The organism is bacterium, from assembly GCA_030583725.1.
GTDB lineage: Bacteria > Patescibacteriota > Microgenomatia > UBA8517 > UBA8517 > JAUYMM01.
Map to the genome: position 1 here is coordinate 213,195 of CP129472.1, position 17,862 is coordinate 231,056.

Here is a 17,862-nt window from a genome sequence, read left to right on the forward strand (position 1 = left end):
CAATTCCATAATAAAGTACAAGAAATCGCCCTCAGCATTGAGATTTAGGCTTTTATAGCTAATTTTTCTCGATGTTGGGGGTTGTTTCGTTTCTAAAAACTATCTTGTTAATGAATTTTGCGCAAGAATGCTGGTATCTCAAATTTTTCTCCAAATACATCATCATTATTGTTGTTTTCTTCATTATCATCATCATTTTCCAACTTTTGGTTTAAGTCATCCAAATTTTTTTCTTCCTGCTTAACTGGCTCTGAAACAACACCTGTAACAACTGGTCTAATGTTTGTAGGTCTCATCTGTGCAATTCTAGATCTTGTTTCATCAAAGCCTGTAGCTATAACTGTGATTCTAACTTGATCTGATAGTCCTTCTTTAATTACTGCACCAAATATTATATTTGCATCTTGATCTGCTGCAGCTGAAATTATTTTTGCAGCCTCATCGACCTCATACATTGTTAAGTCTTTACCACCAGCAATATTAAATAGAACTCCCCTTGCACCTTCAATTGAAAGGTCTAAAAGTGGTGAAGATACTGCAGCCCTTGCTGCCATTTGGGCCCTATTTTCACCAACACCTGTACCAATTCCCAAAAGTGCAGTTCCTGCCTGATTCATAATGGCACGAACGTCTGCAAAATCGACGTTAACAAGTCCTGGGGTTGTAATTATTTCTGCAATACCACCAACACCCTGCTCAAGAACTGAGTCAACAACCTTAAATGCATCCACTAAACTCATCTTCCTGTCTATAACATCCATTAACCTCTGGTTTGGAATGACAATCAAAGTGTCCACTGCTTCTCTTAATTTTTCTATACCTTCTTCTGCAGCCACAGTCCTTCTTGTACCTTCAAATGCAAATGGTTTTGTAACAATTCCAACAGTTAATGCCCCTGACTCCTTGGCAAGTCTGGCAATTACTGGAGCAGCTCCAGTACCTGTCCCACCACCCATACCAGCTGTAACAAAGACCATATCAGTATCAATCATTAATTCTTTTAATTTTTCGATTGATTCTTCTGCAGCTTGGGCTCCAATTTCTGGATTTCCACCAACACCTAACCCTTTAGTTATTTTTTCACCTATTTGAATCTTTGTTGGAGCCTTATTTGTTAGAAGTACTTGTGAGTCTGTATTGGCAACAATGAACTCAACACCTGATATGGTTCCATTCTCGACCATTGAAGATACAGCGTTTCCACCACCACCACCAACTCCAATCACTTTGATTTTTGCGATTCTTGCAGAATCAGGTTTTACTAAAGCCATATAATAATAAATATTTAAAAAATACAAATGGGGCAGCCTACTCTTACGTAAGCATTATATAGTTTTTGAGTATCTAGTCAAACTTTACAAGAATTTGCCCAATAATCAAGCACCAATTAAGGAAGTAGGTCTTTGATGGATTCTATAATCTTATGCACAAATCCTTTTCCTGGAAGATTTAATTTTAATGGAAATCTTATCCCACCATCTTCATCTTGATTTTCTTTTGATGCGTAAAGGAGAAGTCCCAATGGAACTGCAAAGGCTGGGTCTAAACAGTCATCAACCAGACCGCCAACCCCTGTGGGTATGCCAATTCTCACAGGAAGTGCAAGCATTCTTTTGGCTGAGTCACTACAGCCCACAGTTTTGGATCCACCACCAGTAACTATTGCACCAGATGGAATTCTATTTATTATTTTCTCTCTTTCAAGTTCAAGTCTGACCATTGTAAAAATTTCATTTAAGCGAGGTCTAATTATTCCTTCTGTCAATGTTTTTTTAGAAACTTTACTAACTTCTGATATACCTAAGGCAGAAAGGTCTAAGTCGTCTTTTGATTCTTTTTCTTGTTTTTTTGCATCTGAAAGTGAAATCTTTATCTTTTCTGCAGTATCTAAAGTAACCCTTAACCCAATAGCTATATCGTTTGTAACATTTTTAGCCCCAACAGGAATGACCCCAGAATAGGCAATTGATCCATCAACAAAGGCTACAACTGAAGTAGTACCCGCACCAATATCAATTAAGACACAACCCAGTTCTTTTTCAGTTTCTGTCAATACTGAGTGAGCACCAGCAAAACCGGAAAACACCATATCATTAATCTTGACACCTGCATCGGTTAAAGTCTTTGAAAGATTTTTAATAGCTGCGTTTGAAGCAGTTACAACATGGGTTTCTACCTCCAGTCTTACCCCACTCATACCAACAGGGTCTTTAACTCCAGATTCACCATCCACTACAAACTCTCGTGGAAGTATATGAACAATTTCACGAGAAGCTGGTAAGGATATGGCAGAAGCAGCATCTATTACTCTCTCTATATCAGATGGAGTAATTTCACCAGATGGCCCTGAAACAGCTACAACTCCATGTGAATTTTGTGAATGAATATGTGCCCCACCTAATGATACATAGGCAGAATCTAAATTATGTCCAGCCATTCTTTCTGCTGCTTCAATGGAAGTAATTGCGGATTCTACTGTCTCTTCAATGTTAACTATCTGACCTTTTTTAACACCTCTTGAGGGAAAAGAGGAAACACCAATTATATTAATTTTTGGCATATATGAGTTTTCTTCCACGGTTATCTGAGCAACAACTACAGCTGTTTTACTACTTCCCAAATCTATAGCTGTAACAATTTTACTTTTATTCATATTGCCTTAATACTGGATTTGAATATCTTAAGTCAATTTCCCGTATATCATTCATTCTAATTCCTTCTGACTCATCATTCAAGCGTGAAAATATTAATCTTAAACCACCTATCAAAAACTCAAGATCTCCCTCAAGTGGAAAAATGATATCAACCCCTTCAGTATTTTTAACTTTAAAACTTTCATTTTCAATTATACCCTCGTCTATTGAGTATAAATAAGTTAGATAGTTTAAGATATCTAATGCAAATTTATTCTGATTATTCAATTGCTGACCTACTTCCATATTTAGGTTATCAACCTTAACAACAGGCAAACTTGAATCATCAACCAGATCAATAATTAACCCATTTTTGTCCAATATATAGTATTTGTTGCTATTTAGGTCAAAAATCGAAAATTTAGGTTTCTTTAGGTTTATCTCTACATCCAAAGTAGATGGTATTTTGTACTGAACCAAATAGTCATTTATGGCCATATCATTCTTAAGAATATTTTCTATATAATTTTTACTGCTTTTTAAGTCTCTGCCCTTAACCAAACCCAACTCGCCCAACAAGCTGTCGCCACACTGACCATACTGTGTAACACAGGTGACACTGGTTATTTTAATTGATTTCACAACCAAGATTGGAGTAAGAAATAGAAAGATAAATATCAAAACAAGTGACATTGTTTTAAAAATACTTAGAGAGAGTTTAAAATGCGTTCTTGAAGTAATTTTTCTTTTCACAACTATATTCTAGATAGATTCCTCTAAGATATCTACTATATCAGAGGCTGCATTAAGGTCAGGGCTTTTAAGGTTTTCTGTTAGGGTTAGTATATGTCTATAATCTGCAATTAACTTTTCTATTTCAGACAATAGTTTTTGTGGATTTAAGTCCTTTTGCAAAAGTATTCTTGCAAGCCCTAATTTCTCCATATATTTTGCATTTTCAGTTTGCTCATCATTATAAGTCCACGGAATAGGTATTAAAATTGATGGTATTTTTAAAGCAGTCAATTCAGAAACTGTATTTGCACCTGCACGAGAAATTGCAACATCAGCCTTTAGTAGGACTTCTGCCATTTCATTAGGACCTACCTGACCAAAAGCTAAATATCTATTGTTTGTTATTGATTTAAATTCATCTAAATTATCATCACCGGTTTGATGCAAAACATAGTATTTATCTGTAAGTTGAGGTAATAACGGTTTAATAGCTTCATTTATCCAAGTTGAGCCCCTTGAGCCCCCTGTTATTAAAATTGATTTAACCCTAGTGCTTCTTGCGTCTTTGTGCGAATCTATAAGATTTGCTTTGGTAGCAATCTCTGAATTAATTGGGTTACCTACCAACATAGTTTTATTTTTGTTAAAAAAGGGGTATGAACTCTCTCTCGAAACTAATATTTTTTTTGAAAAATATGAAGATATGATATTTGCCCGACCAGCAGTCGCTGTCTGTTCATGAATTATGGTTGAAATTTTATAAAAGTTTGACCAAAAAACAGTCATTGCTCCAGCTGCGCTACCAAACGATAGTGTCAAATCTGGGTTAATAGCTTTAATAAGTTTTCTAGTAGCTAAAAAGCCTGCAGGTACTTTTAACAGAGCTGGTATTGTGTGTCTTGTAAATTTTGTTTGAAGTTTGCCAGATTCTAGGTTGTGAAATTTTACATCATATTTAGACAGATTTTTATATTCTAAAGTTTCTGATAATGACCCCTCTTTAGAAAATCTTTTACCAATCCAGTGAAGTTCCCAGTCTAAATTTCTCTTTTTAATCTCTTCAACTATAGCTATAGCAGTAGAACCTGCATGGCTACCTGCGAGTAATATTGTTTTCTTTTCCATATCTACTGATATTTAGTAGTATACCGCAAGAAACCAAAATCATCGATAAGCTAGTGCCTCCGTATGAAAAAAATGGCAAAGGTATTCCAGTTAGAGGGGTTAGGGCAGTCATGGCTGCAATATTTAGAATCATTTGGCCGCCTATCCAAGCAGTTAAACCTATACTTAAAACCCTAGAAAACTCATCAGGTGCGTTTACGCTTATTTTATATGCTTTATATACAAAAAAGGCAAAAGCAAAAACTAATATGGCAGAGCCTACAAAACCAACTTCCTCTGCAATAGCCGCAAAAATAGAGTCAGTAGAGGCTTCTGGCAAAAATAAATACTTCTGCTTCGACTGGCCGATACCTAAACCAAACAGACCACCAGAGCCGATTGCAAGTAAAATCTGCCTTATATGATACTCTTTCCCTAGTGGGTCTGATCCAACTTCTAAAAAAGTAAGTAGTCTATCTCTCCTATATGGTGAAACCAAGATAAGAACTACAACACTGACGAAAGCAATCAATAAAGACCAGAAAAAGTAAAGAATTGGAACTCCAGCAATAAAAATCTGCACCAAACCTATAAGGGTGACTATAATAGTGGTACCCAAGTCAGGTTGTAGCATTATTAAACCCGCGACTAAAGCAAGTGGAATAAAAAAAGATAATGGTTTTTTTAGTTTATTTTCTGCAACCTTTGCTAAATAAAGAGCTAGAGTTAGTTTAACAACCTCCGAAGGTTGAAAATTAACTGGACCAACTGAGATCCATCTTCTGGCTCCTAAAGCCTCCAGCGACAAGCCAGGTATAAGTACGGCTATTAATAATATTAAAGATATAAAAAATAATGGCGTGGCAATTTTTTTCCAAAAGTTATAGTGAATATTACTGACAACAAACATAGCAGAGAGTCCAATCCCTGCCCACGCAAGCTGATTTTTAAGAAATGCAAACTTATCATCAAAAATATTTAAGGCTTGAGGTGCTGAAATATCTGCAATAAAAATAAGGCCAACTACAACTAAAGATAATATAAGATATAAAAAAGTCTTGTCTAAGGGGTGTCTTGGTATTTTACTTATTTTTTTAAAGCTTTTTATTCTTTTCACACTATCATTCTAACAGAGTTAGATAGTTGCAAGCCAGAGGCCGAAGGTGGCCAAAATTATACCAGCCAACCAAGCACGCATAACAATCTTGGGTTCTTCCCAACCAATAGCAAGGAATGTGTGGTGTAATGGAGCTAATGGAAAAATAGGTCTTTTTAAAAACTTCCAACCCAAAATTTGAATTGCAGACGAGGCAATTTCAATTACAAATATTCCACCTATTACAATTAATGCAAACAAGCTTCCAGTCAATAGTCCAATAACTGCAAGTGTTGCGCCAAAGGAAAGTGCCCCAGTATCCCCCATCCAAATTCTGGCTGGCCAAGTATTAAAATATAAAAATGCGATTAAAGAGCCAATCCAAATTGCAATAAATAAAGAAAGAGGTGTATCTAAATTGCTTGCAGCTATAACACCAAAAGCCATTAAACATATCATTAGTAAACCAGAGGCTAAACCATCCAAACCATCAGTAATATTAACGGCGTTAGTAAATGCAACAATAACAAAGGCAGAAAATGGTACAAACCACATTCCCATCTCAACAGTCACCCCAATAATTGGGATGTACAAAATACTAATTCCTAAAAATTTATAGATTAAAAAGGCAATAACTGCAGCTAAAGCCCACTGTAACAAAAACTTGCTTCTTCGACTTAACCCAAAGGCAAGTCCAAGAACACCTCTTGTTGGTTTTCCAAGCATTTTAATGTAATCATCCAACAGGCCCAAAAGACCAAATGATATAAATGTAAAAAAGATGACAAATAGCTCAGCACGTAAACTATAAGCAGAATGAACAAAAACTCCTAAGTAAGAACTTAATGGAAATAAAACTGCGAACAACAATGAAACAACTGTAATAATTAAAACACCACCCCCAACAGGAGTACCAACCTTGACATCATGCAACTTGTCAAACAAGGGAACTGTACCTTTTTTAGGAGCCTCAGCTTTCCTTGTAAATTTTAATTTATAAAGTAAGTCTATAAAAGGAACTACTAGAAGCGAAGTAATTAGGAATGAAAATATTATTAACCCCAAGCCCATTGGTAAAAAGTTCTGCATCATTTTTTATATATTAGTTAATTCTAGCACAAGCATAAAATTTGTTTATAACCTTCTAATTTTTCTTCGAATTGTTTCAAACAAATATGTCAAATAGTAAAGAGGTGAAATGGGTATGTCATGTGCATGTAACCAGTTGATACGTCTTCCACCGAAACCAGTTTTGAACAATGTCACCCCAGCAAATCTATGCTTAGGATTATCATCAGGGGCAATACCCCAAAAATTGTAGTGTTTAAGATTTCTTTTTTTTGCCTCTTTAATGACCTCCCATTGCATAAAATAGGAAAATGGTATGTTCAAATGCTTCGATGTTGAACCACTAAAATGGTAATAGGCTGAATCTCCGTAAAATATAATTATTGCTGAAGCTAAAACTAAGTTGTCTTTTTTACACATAAATAAAATTGCATTATTGTCTTTTCCAAAATAGTCAAGTTCTAACTCAAATAGCTCAAGTGGAAAACCAACAAACTTATGCCTTAATGATGTTTCTCTTTGCAGATCAAAAAGCGTTTTGGTATCTTTTTTGTCAACAGACTTAATTACTTTTAGTCCTTCCGACTGACTTTTCTTAACTAAGTATCTTGTTGACTTACGCATTTCTGCCAAAAGCACATCTTCAGACTTGTCTATATCTAAAATCCATGTGTTCTCGGCATTGAGATGCGTTGGTGAGTTTAGAAAACCTAATTTGTCAAATACTTTTTTATTTTCTTCTGTATCTAATATTTCTGGTCTTACCCTGACAAACCACACTTTTTCTTTTTTACCCAAATTTACTACATATTCTGTGAACAGCTTTAGTTGCTTTTTGTCTGTCCAGTCAATAACTGGTCCTCCTGGAACCAATAAATGGGTACCCCTTTTGGCAACCTCCTTAATTACTAAAAATAAACCAACAATCTTTTTGTTTTTATATAGTCCCAATCGAAATATCTTTTGGCCCATGTCTTCATGAACTTGACCCCAATTCCAAGATTGAAGAAAAGAACTTGGTATTTGAGATAATAAGAACTTCTCCCAAACTTTTTTATTTGTGATTGACTCTATTGTATATTTATCCATTTGTTAATTATTTTTGAAATTCTTATAGCGTCATTTTCACTCATATTCCTATGCGTAGGTAAATTAAGTATCGTCTCAGATAATTTTTCAGCATTTGGACATGTACCAATTTTGTAACCTGATAATTTGTTATATTTAAGAGGTGCTACAGGATAATCATACCAAGTGTCAGATATAAAAATCCCATTCTGAGCCAAATGTCTTATCAATTTTTTTCTATTACTAACAAAAATTGGAAATCTAACATTTGTCGATAAACTCAATTTAGTGTTTATATCTTTTGCTAGTACCTTTGGATCTAAATTAAGTGAGTAGATCTTAGCCAACGCTTTTCTATGGGTAATGTCAGGATCAAGATTGACTACATAATCATAAGCCATACTTAGATACCACCTTGGTAAATGATGAAGTCCAGTTGTTGAAAAATCAACTGGAGTAGAAAGTAAATTCAATTGTTTTAGCAATCTGTGTATAATTTTACCTATATTTAGAAAGTATAGTTTTCTGATTGTATAGGTAAAAAAAGGATACAAAATATCTCTGATAAGCCATGTAATAGGAATCTTTTTGGTTTCAATATTATTTACTCTATTTTGATATTTTTTATTTCTAGTAATAAGTGCACCACCGGAAACTGCATCGATTATTTTGTCTTGGCTAAAAGATAAAGCAACAAAGTCACCCACAGTACCTGCAATACTTCCATCTGCATAAACTGACCCTACACTATGAGCCAAATCTTCAATCAAGACAAGTTTATTGTCTGCACATATTTTTTTTACTTCTCGAGCATTAATAGGAACTCCTAAAGTATTCTGTATAATGACCGCTCTTATTTTATTATTCGATGAAACTGACTTTCGAAGTGACTCTATCGAGAAATTCAAGTCATTACCTATGTCTAGATACACGCAACCCTGTCCGGAATTCAAAACAGCCTTCTCCACAACAAAACACGTCAAACCATTTATTGCCACAAAACCGCTGTCAACACCTATTGATCTTAATGCAACTTCAATCGCCTCTCGACCTTTATAATAAAAAGTGACCTTACCGCTATACTTTTTTTCAAGCAATCTTTTCAACTTTAAACCTTTATCAGGTTTAAAGATATTTGCAAATCCCACAAGTAAAGATCTGAAATTATAATTTGATCCTAGTGAATTAAATATTTTCATATATTATGTTTAGTACCCTTTCTGGATGCGTAAATTGTGGCGAATGTTTGGCCCCATCAATAATATATATTTTTGAGTTTCTGATTAACTTATTCATTAACATCCCATCTCTGAGTGGTGTAATACTATCATTTCTTCCCCATATAATACTTGTGTCTACATTTACCTTGTGAAGCATATTAGTCAAATCAATTGTAATTAAATTTTGCATAGTCTTTTTCATAATATCTGAAGCATTGTTGTAGTCGCTTTCACCAATAATTTTATATAAAATATTTTTTAAATATTTTGATTTAGTAAATTTTTTACCAATACTTGATAGTAGTTTGAAAAAAAATCGTTTAACTTTAGTTTTTGTGTCTTTACTTAGAATACCAGCGCTATCTATCAAAATTAACTTTTTAATCTTACCTGGATTTCTTGCTACGTAACTTAAAGCAATCCTTCCACCGTTTGAATGTCCGATTAAAATAATATTCTTTTCTCTTTTAAGCTTTTTACCCAACCATTCTTCATAGTTACTTATGTTCCAAACTTCTTCTAGTTTTTCAGTTAAACCTGGAATTCTCAAAAGAACACACTCAAAATTATGTTTTTTGAGATCAACTAATAGCTCATTCCATTTATCAGTTTCATATGACCATCCATGTAAAATATATACTTTTTGCATAACTTATAACCCAAACTTTTTTCTTTTTTCATCCCAAACTTTCTCTCTTCTAACTAATTTTTTGGGATCGGATTTGTTTAATAGTAGATTCTCAATTACACCTTCCAAAAATCTTGCCCCTTTAAATAAAATAATCTCTCCGCCCTTAATTTCTTTTTTTAGATAAAGTAATACTTCGTTTGGATTTATAAATGAGACTGCTGAGCTCTTTAAATATGGTTGTGTATATTTAGATATTCTTGGTCCCATCAATATTATTTTGTCGAATTTCAAATTGTTAATTTCTTGTGCCAAAAGTTTATGCTCTTTTGCTTCATTATTTCCTTGTTCCAGCATATCTCCTAAGACAATCCATTTGTGATTAGTAGTTTTTAGCTCTATAAACATTTTTAAAATTACTTTCATTGAGTCCAGATTCGCGTTGTAGGTACTATCAACCAAGTATGTATTTTTAACACCCTTAAACAAGCTGCTTCTGCCGGCAGGTAAGTCAAATTTACTAAAACTATTATCAAATTTTAAACCAAAATATTTCATAACACTTTTAGACATCTCAATCCCATATAACGTTTCTAGTGGCAAGAGATAATTAAAATAGTGAGAGATATTTCTAATTTTAAAATGTGTCCTACCTCTTTCAATTGTATACTTGTAATCTAAGTTATTTAAGCTGACTTTTAGTAATTGTGCGTTTGTTCGACTAGACTGATTCATTATATATTTTGAATCAGAATTTAAAACCACAAGGTTTTTAGTGTTTTCAATTAGATATCCAAATTCGTGGGATATAGCATCCTCAAGTGAATTAAACCTATTATGTCTGACTAGGCTCTCAAAATTCATACTATGAGTTCTACCTAGACTTACCCAAAGTGTAACCTCTGGTTTTAAAAGTTTGGAGAGAAACATTCCCTCTTTTGGCCTGTCGCAGTCCACTTCAACAACATATATATTATTTTTTGGTAAACTTCTAAATATCCGCAACGGAGTAGTTATGAATATGTACGGCCATTCTAAAAAGGATAAAGTTTTCCGTTCAATTCCTAAAATATTAAATGGGATACCAAAGGAACTATTAGCATGAAACGAATACATTGCCTTATCCCCCAATTGTGACGCCAGTAAATGCAACAATGTAGTCTTTCCGCTTGAGCCAGTCACGACCACAATTCTTGGTTTCCAACGATTTAACACAATCTTTGCAAAAAGATAAAAATAATAAGCTAACGGAAAATATAATAACCTCTTGGTTTTATTAAACATCATAATATATTATATATTATGATGTCACTGGATCGGAGGACAAAACAATTGTCGTTGAACCTGATCTGAAAACTCGTTGCCTTTCGGGAACCTCGTATTGAACCCTTCTGGTAACAATACTGCCTTTTGTTAATCTTCCGTCATTATATACCAACATCCCAAAACTTCCACCTCCCAATTTATTCTTTATTTCCACTAAACGAGCACGTTCACCATCTATAAAAATTTCCTTATCGGTTAAAATACGCCGTCTATCGTAAGATGCGCCACCAACGTCAACTTGTCCACCAGTTCTATTCTCTCTCATGGCCATATGGTACTACTTTTTTGAAAAAAAACAACCCTTCGTCAAAAAACATTGATTTTTCAGAAATTAAAATATATACTCACCCTACTTAAATGGAAGCTCTTTCGTACACAGGAGAATCTGTTTGGAAACCCGAAATTTTCCCTTCTCGTTTTGGCTTCAGAATAGTGGATGGCAAATTTATTAAAAAAATTAACGGTGAAGATATTGCGTTCACAAAGATAACAGACGCAGATAATTTAGCACAGGTCGTTAGGGTTCAAAAAAAGGCTTGGAGATGGAAAGATCGTGAACTTGCTCCAGTTCACATACTAGCATTAATGGAAGATACTGGTGGAGGTGTATTTACTGCTTGTAACGAAAATGGCAAATTTTTGGGATTTGCAGCTGGTTTTGGAGGTGGATTAGATAGAATCACAGGAAAACCTATTTTAATATCGAGTATGCTTGCAATGAATGGGGACAATTTAAGAAGCAAGGGTTTGGGTAGAGAGCTAAAAATCATACAGGCTTTTCATGCTTATCAAAATGGCTATTCTATGATGAAATGGCTATATGATCCAGAGAGAGGCGAAAACGCTTCTCTTAATATGCGGAAGCTGGGTGCAATGGCAGAAGAATTCTATATAGATAAGTACGGTACCATGCTTTCAGATTTATATGGGCCAGTCCCGACTGATAGATTTAGGGCCGTATGGAGATTTACAGAAAAAAACACCTTATCTAAAATAATGAACGAACAAGACAAATCAAGAATTATAGATATTGACGACATACCGATAGCAACAGAAAATTATCTTCCAAATGAAAGTTATGTCGCAGTTCAGATATCAGACAATATCGATAATGAGCCTGAAGATACAAGAATAGCTAGAAGGTACCGACTAAGGATAATACTATCGCATTATTTTCTAAAAAGCGAGTATATCGCATCAGGATTTGTATCCAAAAAGGATGACGGAACTCAAACAAGGAGAAACTTTTACATACTTGAGCCATTACAACAGGTTATACAAAGAGGTGACATTAGTATCAATTAACTAAACAAATCTAAGCGATTAACTTCATAATTGTTTTTATATCACTTCATGGTTTTAAGTATTACCAAATATCGTATTTTTTCATGTACCCTACCCCAAACTACAATTTAGGCACATCTATTTGTCAAGTTGAACTCTTTTTAAATACTTGATAGTGATCTGTAAAATAAATTTTATAGCAAAACTTGTATACTATAGAATATCTGAATCTCAGAATTTATTTTAACATTATTTTAGTTTCAAAACCTTTTGTTATTCCGTCTCTGCGATAGGAAGGGTAATTTTTATTTAAATATGTAGATATTTTAGAATTTTCTATATTTTCTTCTAGAATTCCAAGTGAGAGCATTTGTTTAATATTCACTCCCACTAAATCAAATTTCCATTGATCTTCGGATATTTTTTCAAAATAATCCTCATAATCTTTAAACTTATTCTTGACGTCATTTCTTACAATAAAATTATCTTTATCAATTGCAGGGCCAATTTTTATTTTAATGTCTTTTTTATCTGACTCAAATTCATTAATCATTAAATTAATTGCATTTTTAACAATTTCCTTTTCACTACCCCTCCAACCAGCATGAACAACTCCCACAACTTTTCTAACTGGGTCAATTAATGTTATGGGAACACAGTCTGCTGTTTGAATTAAAAGAGTAATATTTTTTAAATTAGTAATTAGTCCATCGCAATTTGGAATTGTTTTTCCAACATCTTTCTTTTTAACAATATGCACATTTGATGAATGAGTTTGCTGGCAGTTTACGTAATTCACTTTCATTTAAAAGATATTTTTTCAGTTTTGTTTGATATGTCTTCGCCTAAAAACATACGCGCAGTTTCCAAAAACCTCTGGTTAATATCTGTCAAATAATAGTTCTCTTTGGGGTGTTTAGTTTTTTTAACTAAATTTGAAATTTCATCTACTACTTCAACAGCTGGATCAATTAGTTTTATTGAGTTACCTAAATACTTACCAATTTCTTTTTTTATAATTGGATAATGAGTGCAACCTAAAATTAATGTATCAACCTGATCTTTAAAATCTTTAAAATATTTATTGATAAACAAATCAATTTCCTCACCTTTTATAAAACCTTCTTCAATTAGCGGAACAAGCATCGATGCGTGTCGCTTGATTATTGCTTCACTGTATGCCTTACTGTTAACAGTGGCTCTTGTACCTACTAACCCTATTTTATTATTCTTTGTGACCATAAGTGCTTTTTTAACGGCTGGGTCAATTACTCCAAACACTGGTACCCTTGAAGTCTTTTTTACAACACCTAGAGCTAGAGATGATACCGTGTTACAAGCCACAACAATTAACTCTACTTTCTTAGATACTAAAAACTTTGTGTCTTCTTCTGCAAATTTCTTTATTATTTCAGGGCTTCTTGTTCCGTATGGCACACGGGCTGTATCCCCTAAATATATAAATGAAATATTTGGATATTTTAATTTAAATTCTTTTACAACCGTCAGGCCTCCAATACCTGAATCAAAGATACCGACCATTATAGCTTTTTAACAGCCTCCTTAAATTGATTTCCCCTATCCTTGTAATCCTTAAACATATCAAAGGATGCTGAAGCGGGAGATAAAATAACCACACCACCTTTTGGAGTTATTTCAAATGCTTTGTCTACAATTATTTTCATATCTGAGAATTCTAAGTCAAAAATCTTTTTAGTTTTAATAAATTCCCTAATTTGATTTCTTATCTGACCTATCAATATTATATTCTTTACATTTCTTGTCTCTTCAATACACTTTCCTAATTCTTTATAATCTAAACCTTTATCACTACCGCCTAAAATTAAGGTCTCATCTTCTGTAAATGACTTTATAGCAGCAATTGTGGGTTGTGGACCTGTTGCAAATGAATCATTATAAAATCCAACCCCTTTTATTAACTTAACAAATTCCAATCTGTGTTCTAAACCTTTGAAATTTTTAACAGTTTCAATTGTTACCTCTTCATCAATGTCTAAAATTTTGGCTACGGTTACTGCTGCTGCAATATTCTCTAAATTGTGTTCACCTCGAAGGGTTAAATCTTTTTTAAATTTCTTGTCTAGTTTCTCTTTGCTAAATAAAAATACATTAGCTTTTGTCTCTTTTGCAAAACTCTTAGAAGTCTCATATTCATCGTTTACGACAGCCCAGTCAGTTGAGTTTTGGAATTTAACAATATTTTTCTTAGCATCAATATATTCCTTTTCGTCTTTGTGCCAATCCATATGATCTAATGAAATATTTAGAACAACAGATATATGTGGTGACACACCAAGATCAATCAACTGAAAAGAGGACATTTCTAATATTACATATGATTCTTTTTTTAGCTTAGGCAATATTTCAAGTACAGGTTTACCAATGTTACCTGCCAAATAAACATCTTTTTTAGCTTTTTTAAGTATTTCATAAATTAAGGTTGAAGTAGTACCTTTTCCTTTTGTTCCTGTAACACCAATAATTTTAGCTGGACAATTTTCAAAAAATATTGCTGTTGGGGTGGTAATATTTTTTAAATGTTTAAGTTCTGATTTGTAAGGATATACTCCTGGGGATCTTACAATTGAATCAAATCCATCCAACTTAGATAAATAACCTAAATCTTCATTTTGATCTAAAATAGTAACAATTGCACCTTTTGATTTTAAGAATTTTTCAGCGTCAACTCCTTCTATACCTCGTCCTAAAATTGCAATCTTTCTACCTTGATATTTCATTTTAAATAGTTCTTTCCTGTGATTATACTTTTACCGATTTCTTTTTCTGTCTCAATTCTAGCTTTACCAGCAACTGATCCGCCGCGAGTTGCAACTTTTTTATTTTGAGTAAAACCTGAAGGTTTTTCATTAGTGGAAATCTCTGTAGTTACTCGTTCACCCAGCATTGTGAAAATAAGCTCCAAGTCTGTCATATTGTCTCTCAAATTTATTTTTGATCTGTTAGGAATTTTTTTAAGTTTCTTGTACTGGCTCGGGGTCATGCCGAAAGTTGCTTTACTTATCTCGGCCGTCAGGATTGCATAGTCAACTTTATTCTTAATCCCTCTTTCCTTCCATTCATCAGTTAGTCCTTGTCTTATTGCAATCCCACGAAGCCTTTTATCAATCCAGTCCCTTGGATAGCCCTTTTTTTCATAAAGACTTTTCATTCGTTCTTGAGCAAGTTCAGGGTCTTCAATTTCATCAAGTCTTTCTTTACCCACTTGTGCAAGCCACAATTTAAAAGGTTCAGCTTTAGGTGAAGGAATTGATTGGATTATCCTAAGTAACTCTGTAGTTGATCCAGCCAAAAGACTTCTCTTTTTTTTATTTGAGTCTTGCATTACTACATAGGGACAATTTGTCCCCATGTAAGTAGCTAAAATGTTGTCTCTTTTTCTTAACTTTTTAAGATAGTCTGTAGCATTAACACTGTCAGTTAAAACTTCAACCACATCGACTATTGAAAAGTACCATTTGTTCTTATACCACTCGCGTCGAATTTGTTTATTTTGAAAAATCACTAAACTATTTTCTTTTGTCATATATTTATATATTGTACTTCTGGTTCTAAAGTTATACCAAACTTATCTTTAACATCGTTAGTTATTGCATCTGCCAATTTTTTAATGTCTTTAAAAGTTCCTTTGCCTTCAGGGTTAGTCAATATTAAAGCATGTTTATCAGAAACTTTAACAGGCCCTAAACTTTTACCTTTCCAACCAGCTTTTTCAATTAAATAACCTGCAAATACTTTTCCACTTAAGGTGGACCCGCCTTGGGCGGTATAATCATATATTTTAATATCTGAAAATTCTTTTTCTAATCTAGTTTTTGTTTCTAGGTCTACAATAGGATTTTTAAAAAATGATCCAGCATTTGGGACCACGTTTGGATCTTCTAATTTTTCACTTCTGACTCTTAAGATTTCATTTCTGATTGTAAGTATTTCAAGGTCTTTATCTTCATATTTTGAAAGTTTTAAAGTGATGTCTGTTATTACAAACTTCTGCCAGTATTCTTTTGTTTTAAAAATACTTTCCCTGTAACCAAACTTGCAGTCTTTTTTGTTAAATGTCACAAATTCTTCTTTTTCAAGGTCGTAGGCTGTTAAAGATTCAAATGTGTCGGATAATTCCTGACCGTATGCGCCAATATTTTGTATTGGTGACCCGCCAACTGTTCCAGGAATCCCAGACAGACATTCAATACCAGACAAGTTTTTAAGTACTGTTTCTTCTACCAAATTATCCCATCCCAACCCCGCTTCAGCAGTTACTGTATTACCATCATAAGTAACGTTTTCACCTGTGTACTTAATAACAACTCCTTCAAAACTTTTGTCAGATACTGCTATGTCACTACCCCCACCTAGTATAAAAATTTCTAAATTGTTTTTCTTTGCAAATTTTATTCTTTCCCTTAATTCTTCTTTATTTTTAACTTCAAAATAATGCTTTACTTTTCCCCCAACTTTTAATGTTGTTAAATCTCTAAAACTTACTCCATCAACTATTTTAGATATTTCTTTTGCCCAATGGTTACTGTCTCCCGCACCCATAACAACAATCACATCATAGCCATCAACAACTGAGTTCCAGTTAAGATCGTCAATTGACTTTATGTTTTTATGTCCAGATATATTAACAATATCGTTTGGTGAAATGGAGCTATCAACTTTATCTCTAGCTTTAAAAATTGGGCCAACTACTACCCCATCAACTGCATCGAAAACATTTTTATAAAGTGATAACAAAGTCTTGGTTCTTTTATATCCATGGGGTTCGACAACTGCCAATATTTTTTTACCACGCAGTGGCAAGCTTTGCTTATTTGGATATTTTTCTCTTAGTCCCTCTAATGTAGTTTTTATAGCTGTTGGATGATGGGCGTAATCATCAAAAACATGGTCTGATATTTGTTCCATTCTTCGTCCAATGCCTTTAAAGCTTTCAATTGATTTAATTATGTCCTGATCATTTATTCCCAACGTCTTTCCAAGAAGATAGGCCATATTAGCATTTTTTTGATTATGCTCTCCCATAACTTGTAGGTTAAACTTTTTGTCTAAACTATCAATTTCAGAGATTAATTTACCACCTTTTTTTAGATTTTGAATAAATTTATTAAAACTGTCTTGAATATGTTTTTCGTCTTTAAAGTAGTCGGGGTGATCAAACTCAACATTATTTAAAATAATTATATCTGGCTTGTAATTCAAGAAATTATCATTGAATTCATCAGCCTCTATAACAAAATACTTACCTTTTCCAAACCTTGAATTCCCACCCCACTCAGGTACCGTAGCACCCAATAAAACAGTTGGATCAAATCCTGAATCTTCCAAGAGTTTCCCCACAAAAGCAGTAGTTGTTGACTTTCCATGTGTACCTGCAACAGCAATTACTATTTTATCTTTTGATAGGTATGTGCCTACAAACTCTTCCCAAGTTAGGACAATACCTTTTTTTTGAGCTTCAACAAGCTCTGGGTGTTTTTTAGACTGATATAAAACTGCAGGAGAAACTACTAGTAGGTCAATACCTTCAAGATGTTTTTGACTGTGCCCAGTTGTTTTTAAGTCACAACCAGTTACTTGATAGCCATTTTTTAAAGCTAGATCGTAAACTCCAGACATTCCACTGCCTGAAACCCCCATTAGATGGATTTTTAACATATC

Annotated in this window: 17 protein-coding genes; 1 reads left to right on the forward strand and 16 read right to left on the reverse strand. The window is 33.6% G+C overall.

Going from position 1 to position 17,862, the window contains the following annotated elements; translation table 11 throughout:
* Positions 1–107: 107 nt before the first annotated feature.
* From ftsZ to QY322_01310, 11 genes are all read right to left on the reverse strand, one after another.
* Positions 108–1,271 carry a cell division protein FtsZ gene (gene ftsZ, locus QY322_01260; GenBank protein WKZ25917.1) on the reverse strand — a complete coding sequence of 388 codons (1,164 nt, stop codon included), beginning with the start codon at positions 1,269–1,271 and terminating at the stop codon, positions 108–110.
* 116 nt (positions 1,272–1,387) lie between these two features.
* Positions 1,388–2,653, reverse strand: a complete 1,266-nt coding sequence (gene ftsA, locus QY322_01265; protein WKZ25918.1) for a cell division protein FtsA — start codon at positions 2,651–2,653, stop codon at positions 1,388–1,390.
* Positions 2,646–3,386 carry a hypothetical protein gene (locus tag QY322_01270; GenBank protein ID WKZ25919.1) on the reverse strand — a complete coding sequence of 247 codons (741 nt, stop codon included), beginning with the start codon at positions 3,384–3,386 and terminating at the stop codon, positions 2,646–2,648. Before QY322_01270 ends, ftsA begins: the two co-directional genes overlap by 8 nt.
* Positions 3,387–3,395: 9 nt before the next feature.
* The gene (locus QY322_01275) at positions 3,396–4,493 is read right to left on the reverse strand and encodes a UDP-N-acetylglucosamine--N-acetylmuramyl-(pentapeptide) pyrophosphoryl-undecaprenol N-acetylglucosamine transferase (protein ID WKZ25920.1); all 1,098 of its coding nucleotides are present in this window, start codon (positions 4,491–4,493) and stop codon (positions 3,396–3,398) included.
* Positions 4,462–5,589 carry a putative lipid II flippase FtsW gene (gene ftsW / locus QY322_01280; GenBank protein ID WKZ25921.1) on the reverse strand — a complete coding sequence of 376 codons (1,128 nt, stop codon included), beginning with the start codon at positions 5,587–5,589 and terminating at the stop codon, positions 4,462–4,464. The genes QY322_01275 and ftsW overlap by 32 nt, the downstream gene beginning before the upstream one ends.
* 18 nt (positions 5,590–5,607) lie before the next feature.
* Entirely contained in the window at positions 5,608–6,660 is a 1,053-nt protein-coding gene (locus QY322_01285; GenBank protein WKZ25922.1) for a phospho-N-acetylmuramoyl-pentapeptide-transferase, read from the reverse strand.
* A 42-nt stretch (positions 6,661–6,702) separates the two neighbouring features.
* Positions 6,703–7,725 carry a peptidoglycan bridge formation glycyltransferase FemA/FemB family protein gene (locus tag QY322_01290; protein WKZ25923.1) on the reverse strand — a complete coding sequence of 341 codons (1,023 nt, stop codon included), beginning with the start codon at positions 7,723–7,725 and terminating at the stop codon, positions 6,703–6,705.
* Complete coding sequence (locus QY322_01295; protein WKZ25924.1) at positions 7,707–8,903, reverse strand: DegT/DnrJ/EryC1/StrS family aminotransferase; 1,197 nt, start codon at positions 8,901–8,903, stop codon at positions 7,707–7,709. The genes QY322_01290 and QY322_01295 overlap by 19 nt, the downstream gene beginning before the upstream one ends.
* A complete protein-coding gene (locus QY322_01300; GenBank protein ID WKZ25925.1) occupies positions 8,890–9,573 on the reverse strand; it encodes an alpha/beta hydrolase in 684 nt (227 codons plus the stop codon). The genes QY322_01295 and QY322_01300 overlap by 14 nt, the downstream gene beginning before the upstream one ends.
* Before the next feature lie 3 nt (positions 9,574–9,576).
* Positions 9,577–10,839 (reverse strand): cyanophycin synthetase, encoded by a 1,263-nt coding sequence (locus QY322_01305; protein ID WKZ25926.1) that lies wholly within the window; start codon positions 10,837–10,839, stop codon positions 9,577–9,579.
* A gap of 13 nt (positions 10,840–10,852) precedes the next feature.
* Entirely contained in the window at positions 10,853–11,143 is a 291-nt protein-coding gene (locus tag QY322_01310) for a hypothetical protein (GenBank protein ID WKZ25927.1), read from the reverse strand.
* Positions 11,144–11,235: 92 nt separating this feature from the next.
* Between QY322_01310 and QY322_01315 the strand changes: the two genes are divergently transcribed.
* On the forward strand, positions 11,236–12,183 hold the full coding sequence (locus QY322_01315) for a hypothetical protein (GenBank protein WKZ25928.1): 948 nt from the start codon (positions 11,236–11,238) through the stop codon (positions 12,181–12,183).
* 217 nt (positions 12,184–12,400) lie between these two features.
* Here QY322_01315 and pgeF read toward each other — a convergent pair whose 3' ends face one another.
* Genes pgeF through murB form a run of 5 tightly spaced genes read right to left on the reverse strand, consistent with a single transcriptional unit; the run spans position 12,401 to position 17,859 of the window.
* On the reverse strand, positions 12,401–12,967 hold the full coding sequence (pgeF, locus tag QY322_01320; GenBank protein ID WKZ25929.1) for a peptidoglycan editing factor PgeF: 567 nt from the start codon (positions 12,965–12,967) through the stop codon (positions 12,401–12,403).
* Complete coding sequence (gene murI, locus QY322_01325; protein ID WKZ25930.1) at positions 12,964–13,704, reverse strand: glutamate racemase; 741 nt, start codon at positions 13,702–13,704, stop codon at positions 12,964–12,966. Before murI ends, pgeF begins: the two co-directional genes overlap by 4 nt.
* Positions 13,704–14,921 (reverse strand): UDP-N-acetylmuramoyl-L-alanine--D-glutamate ligase, encoded by a 1,218-nt coding sequence (gene murD / locus QY322_01330; protein ID WKZ25931.1) that lies wholly within the window; start codon positions 14,919–14,921, stop codon positions 13,704–13,706. The genes murI and murD overlap by 1 nt, the downstream gene beginning before the upstream one ends.
* The gene (locus QY322_01335) at positions 14,918–15,727 is read right to left on the reverse strand and encodes a BRO family protein (protein WKZ25932.1); all 810 of its coding nucleotides are present in this window, start codon (positions 15,725–15,727) and stop codon (positions 14,918–14,920) included. The genes murD and QY322_01335 overlap by 4 nt, the downstream gene beginning before the upstream one ends.
* Positions 15,724–17,859 carry a UDP-N-acetylmuramate dehydrogenase gene (gene murB, locus QY322_01340; protein ID WKZ25933.1) on the reverse strand — a complete coding sequence of 712 codons (2,136 nt, stop codon included), beginning with the start codon at positions 17,857–17,859 and terminating at the stop codon, positions 15,724–15,726. The genes QY322_01335 and murB overlap by 4 nt, the downstream gene beginning before the upstream one ends.
* Positions 17,860–17,862 lie beyond the last annotated feature (3 nt).

Bases quoted from the DNA above. Each gene is read 5' to 3' on its own strand.
- QY322_01290 (WKZ25923.1), bottom strand. From the start codon at position 7,725: ATGGATAAATATACAATAGAGTCAATCACAAATAAAAAAGTTTGGGAG.
- QY322_01310 (WKZ25927.1), bottom strand. From the start codon at position 11,143: ATGAGAGAGAATAGAACTGGTGGACAAGTTGACGTTGGTGGCGCATCT.
- QY322_01315 (WKZ25928.1), top strand. From the start codon at position 11,236: ATGGAAGCTCTTTCGTACACAGGAGAATCTGTTTGGAAACCCGAAATT.
- QY322_01300 (WKZ25925.1), bottom strand. From the start codon at position 9,573: ATGCAAAAAGTATATATTTTACATGGATGGTCATATGAAACTGATAAA.
- QY322_01275 (WKZ25920.1), bottom strand. From the start codon at position 4,493: ATGGAAAAGAAAACAATATTACTCGCAGGTAGCCATGCAGGTTCTACT.
- murD (WKZ25931.1), bottom strand. From the start codon at position 14,921: ATGAAATATCAAGGTAGAAAGATTGCAATTTTAGGACGAGGTATAGAA.
- ftsZ (WKZ25917.1), bottom strand. From the start codon at position 1,271: ATGGCTTTAGTAAAACCTGATTCTGCAAGAATCGCAAAAATCAAAGTG.
- QY322_01285 (WKZ25922.1), bottom strand. From the start codon at position 6,660: ATGATGCAGAACTTTTTACCAATGGGCTTGGGGTTAATAATATTTTCA.
- QY322_01305 (WKZ25926.1), bottom strand. From the start codon at position 10,839: ATGATGTTTAATAAAACCAAGAGGTTATTATATTTTCCGTTAGCTTAT.
- murI (WKZ25930.1), bottom strand. From the start codon at position 13,704: ATGGTCGGTATCTTTGATTCAGGTATTGGAGGCCTGACGGTTGTAAAA.
- pgeF (WKZ25929.1), bottom strand. From the start codon at position 12,967: ATGAAAGTGAATTACGTAAACTGCCAGCAAACTCATTCATCAAATGTG.
- QY322_01295 (WKZ25924.1), bottom strand. From the start codon at position 8,903: ATGAAAATATTTAATTCACTAGGATCAAATTATAATTTCAGATCTTTA.
- ftsA (WKZ25918.1), bottom strand. From the start codon at position 2,653: ATGAATAAAAGTAAAATTGTTACAGCTATAGATTTGGGAAGTAGTAAA.
- QY322_01335 (WKZ25932.1), bottom strand. From the start codon at position 15,727: ATGACAAAAGAAAATAGTTTAGTGATTTTTCAAAATAAACAAATTCGA.
- murB (WKZ25933.1), bottom strand. From the start codon at position 17,859: ATGTTAAAAATCCATCTAATGGGGGTTTCAGGCAGTGGAATGTCTGGA.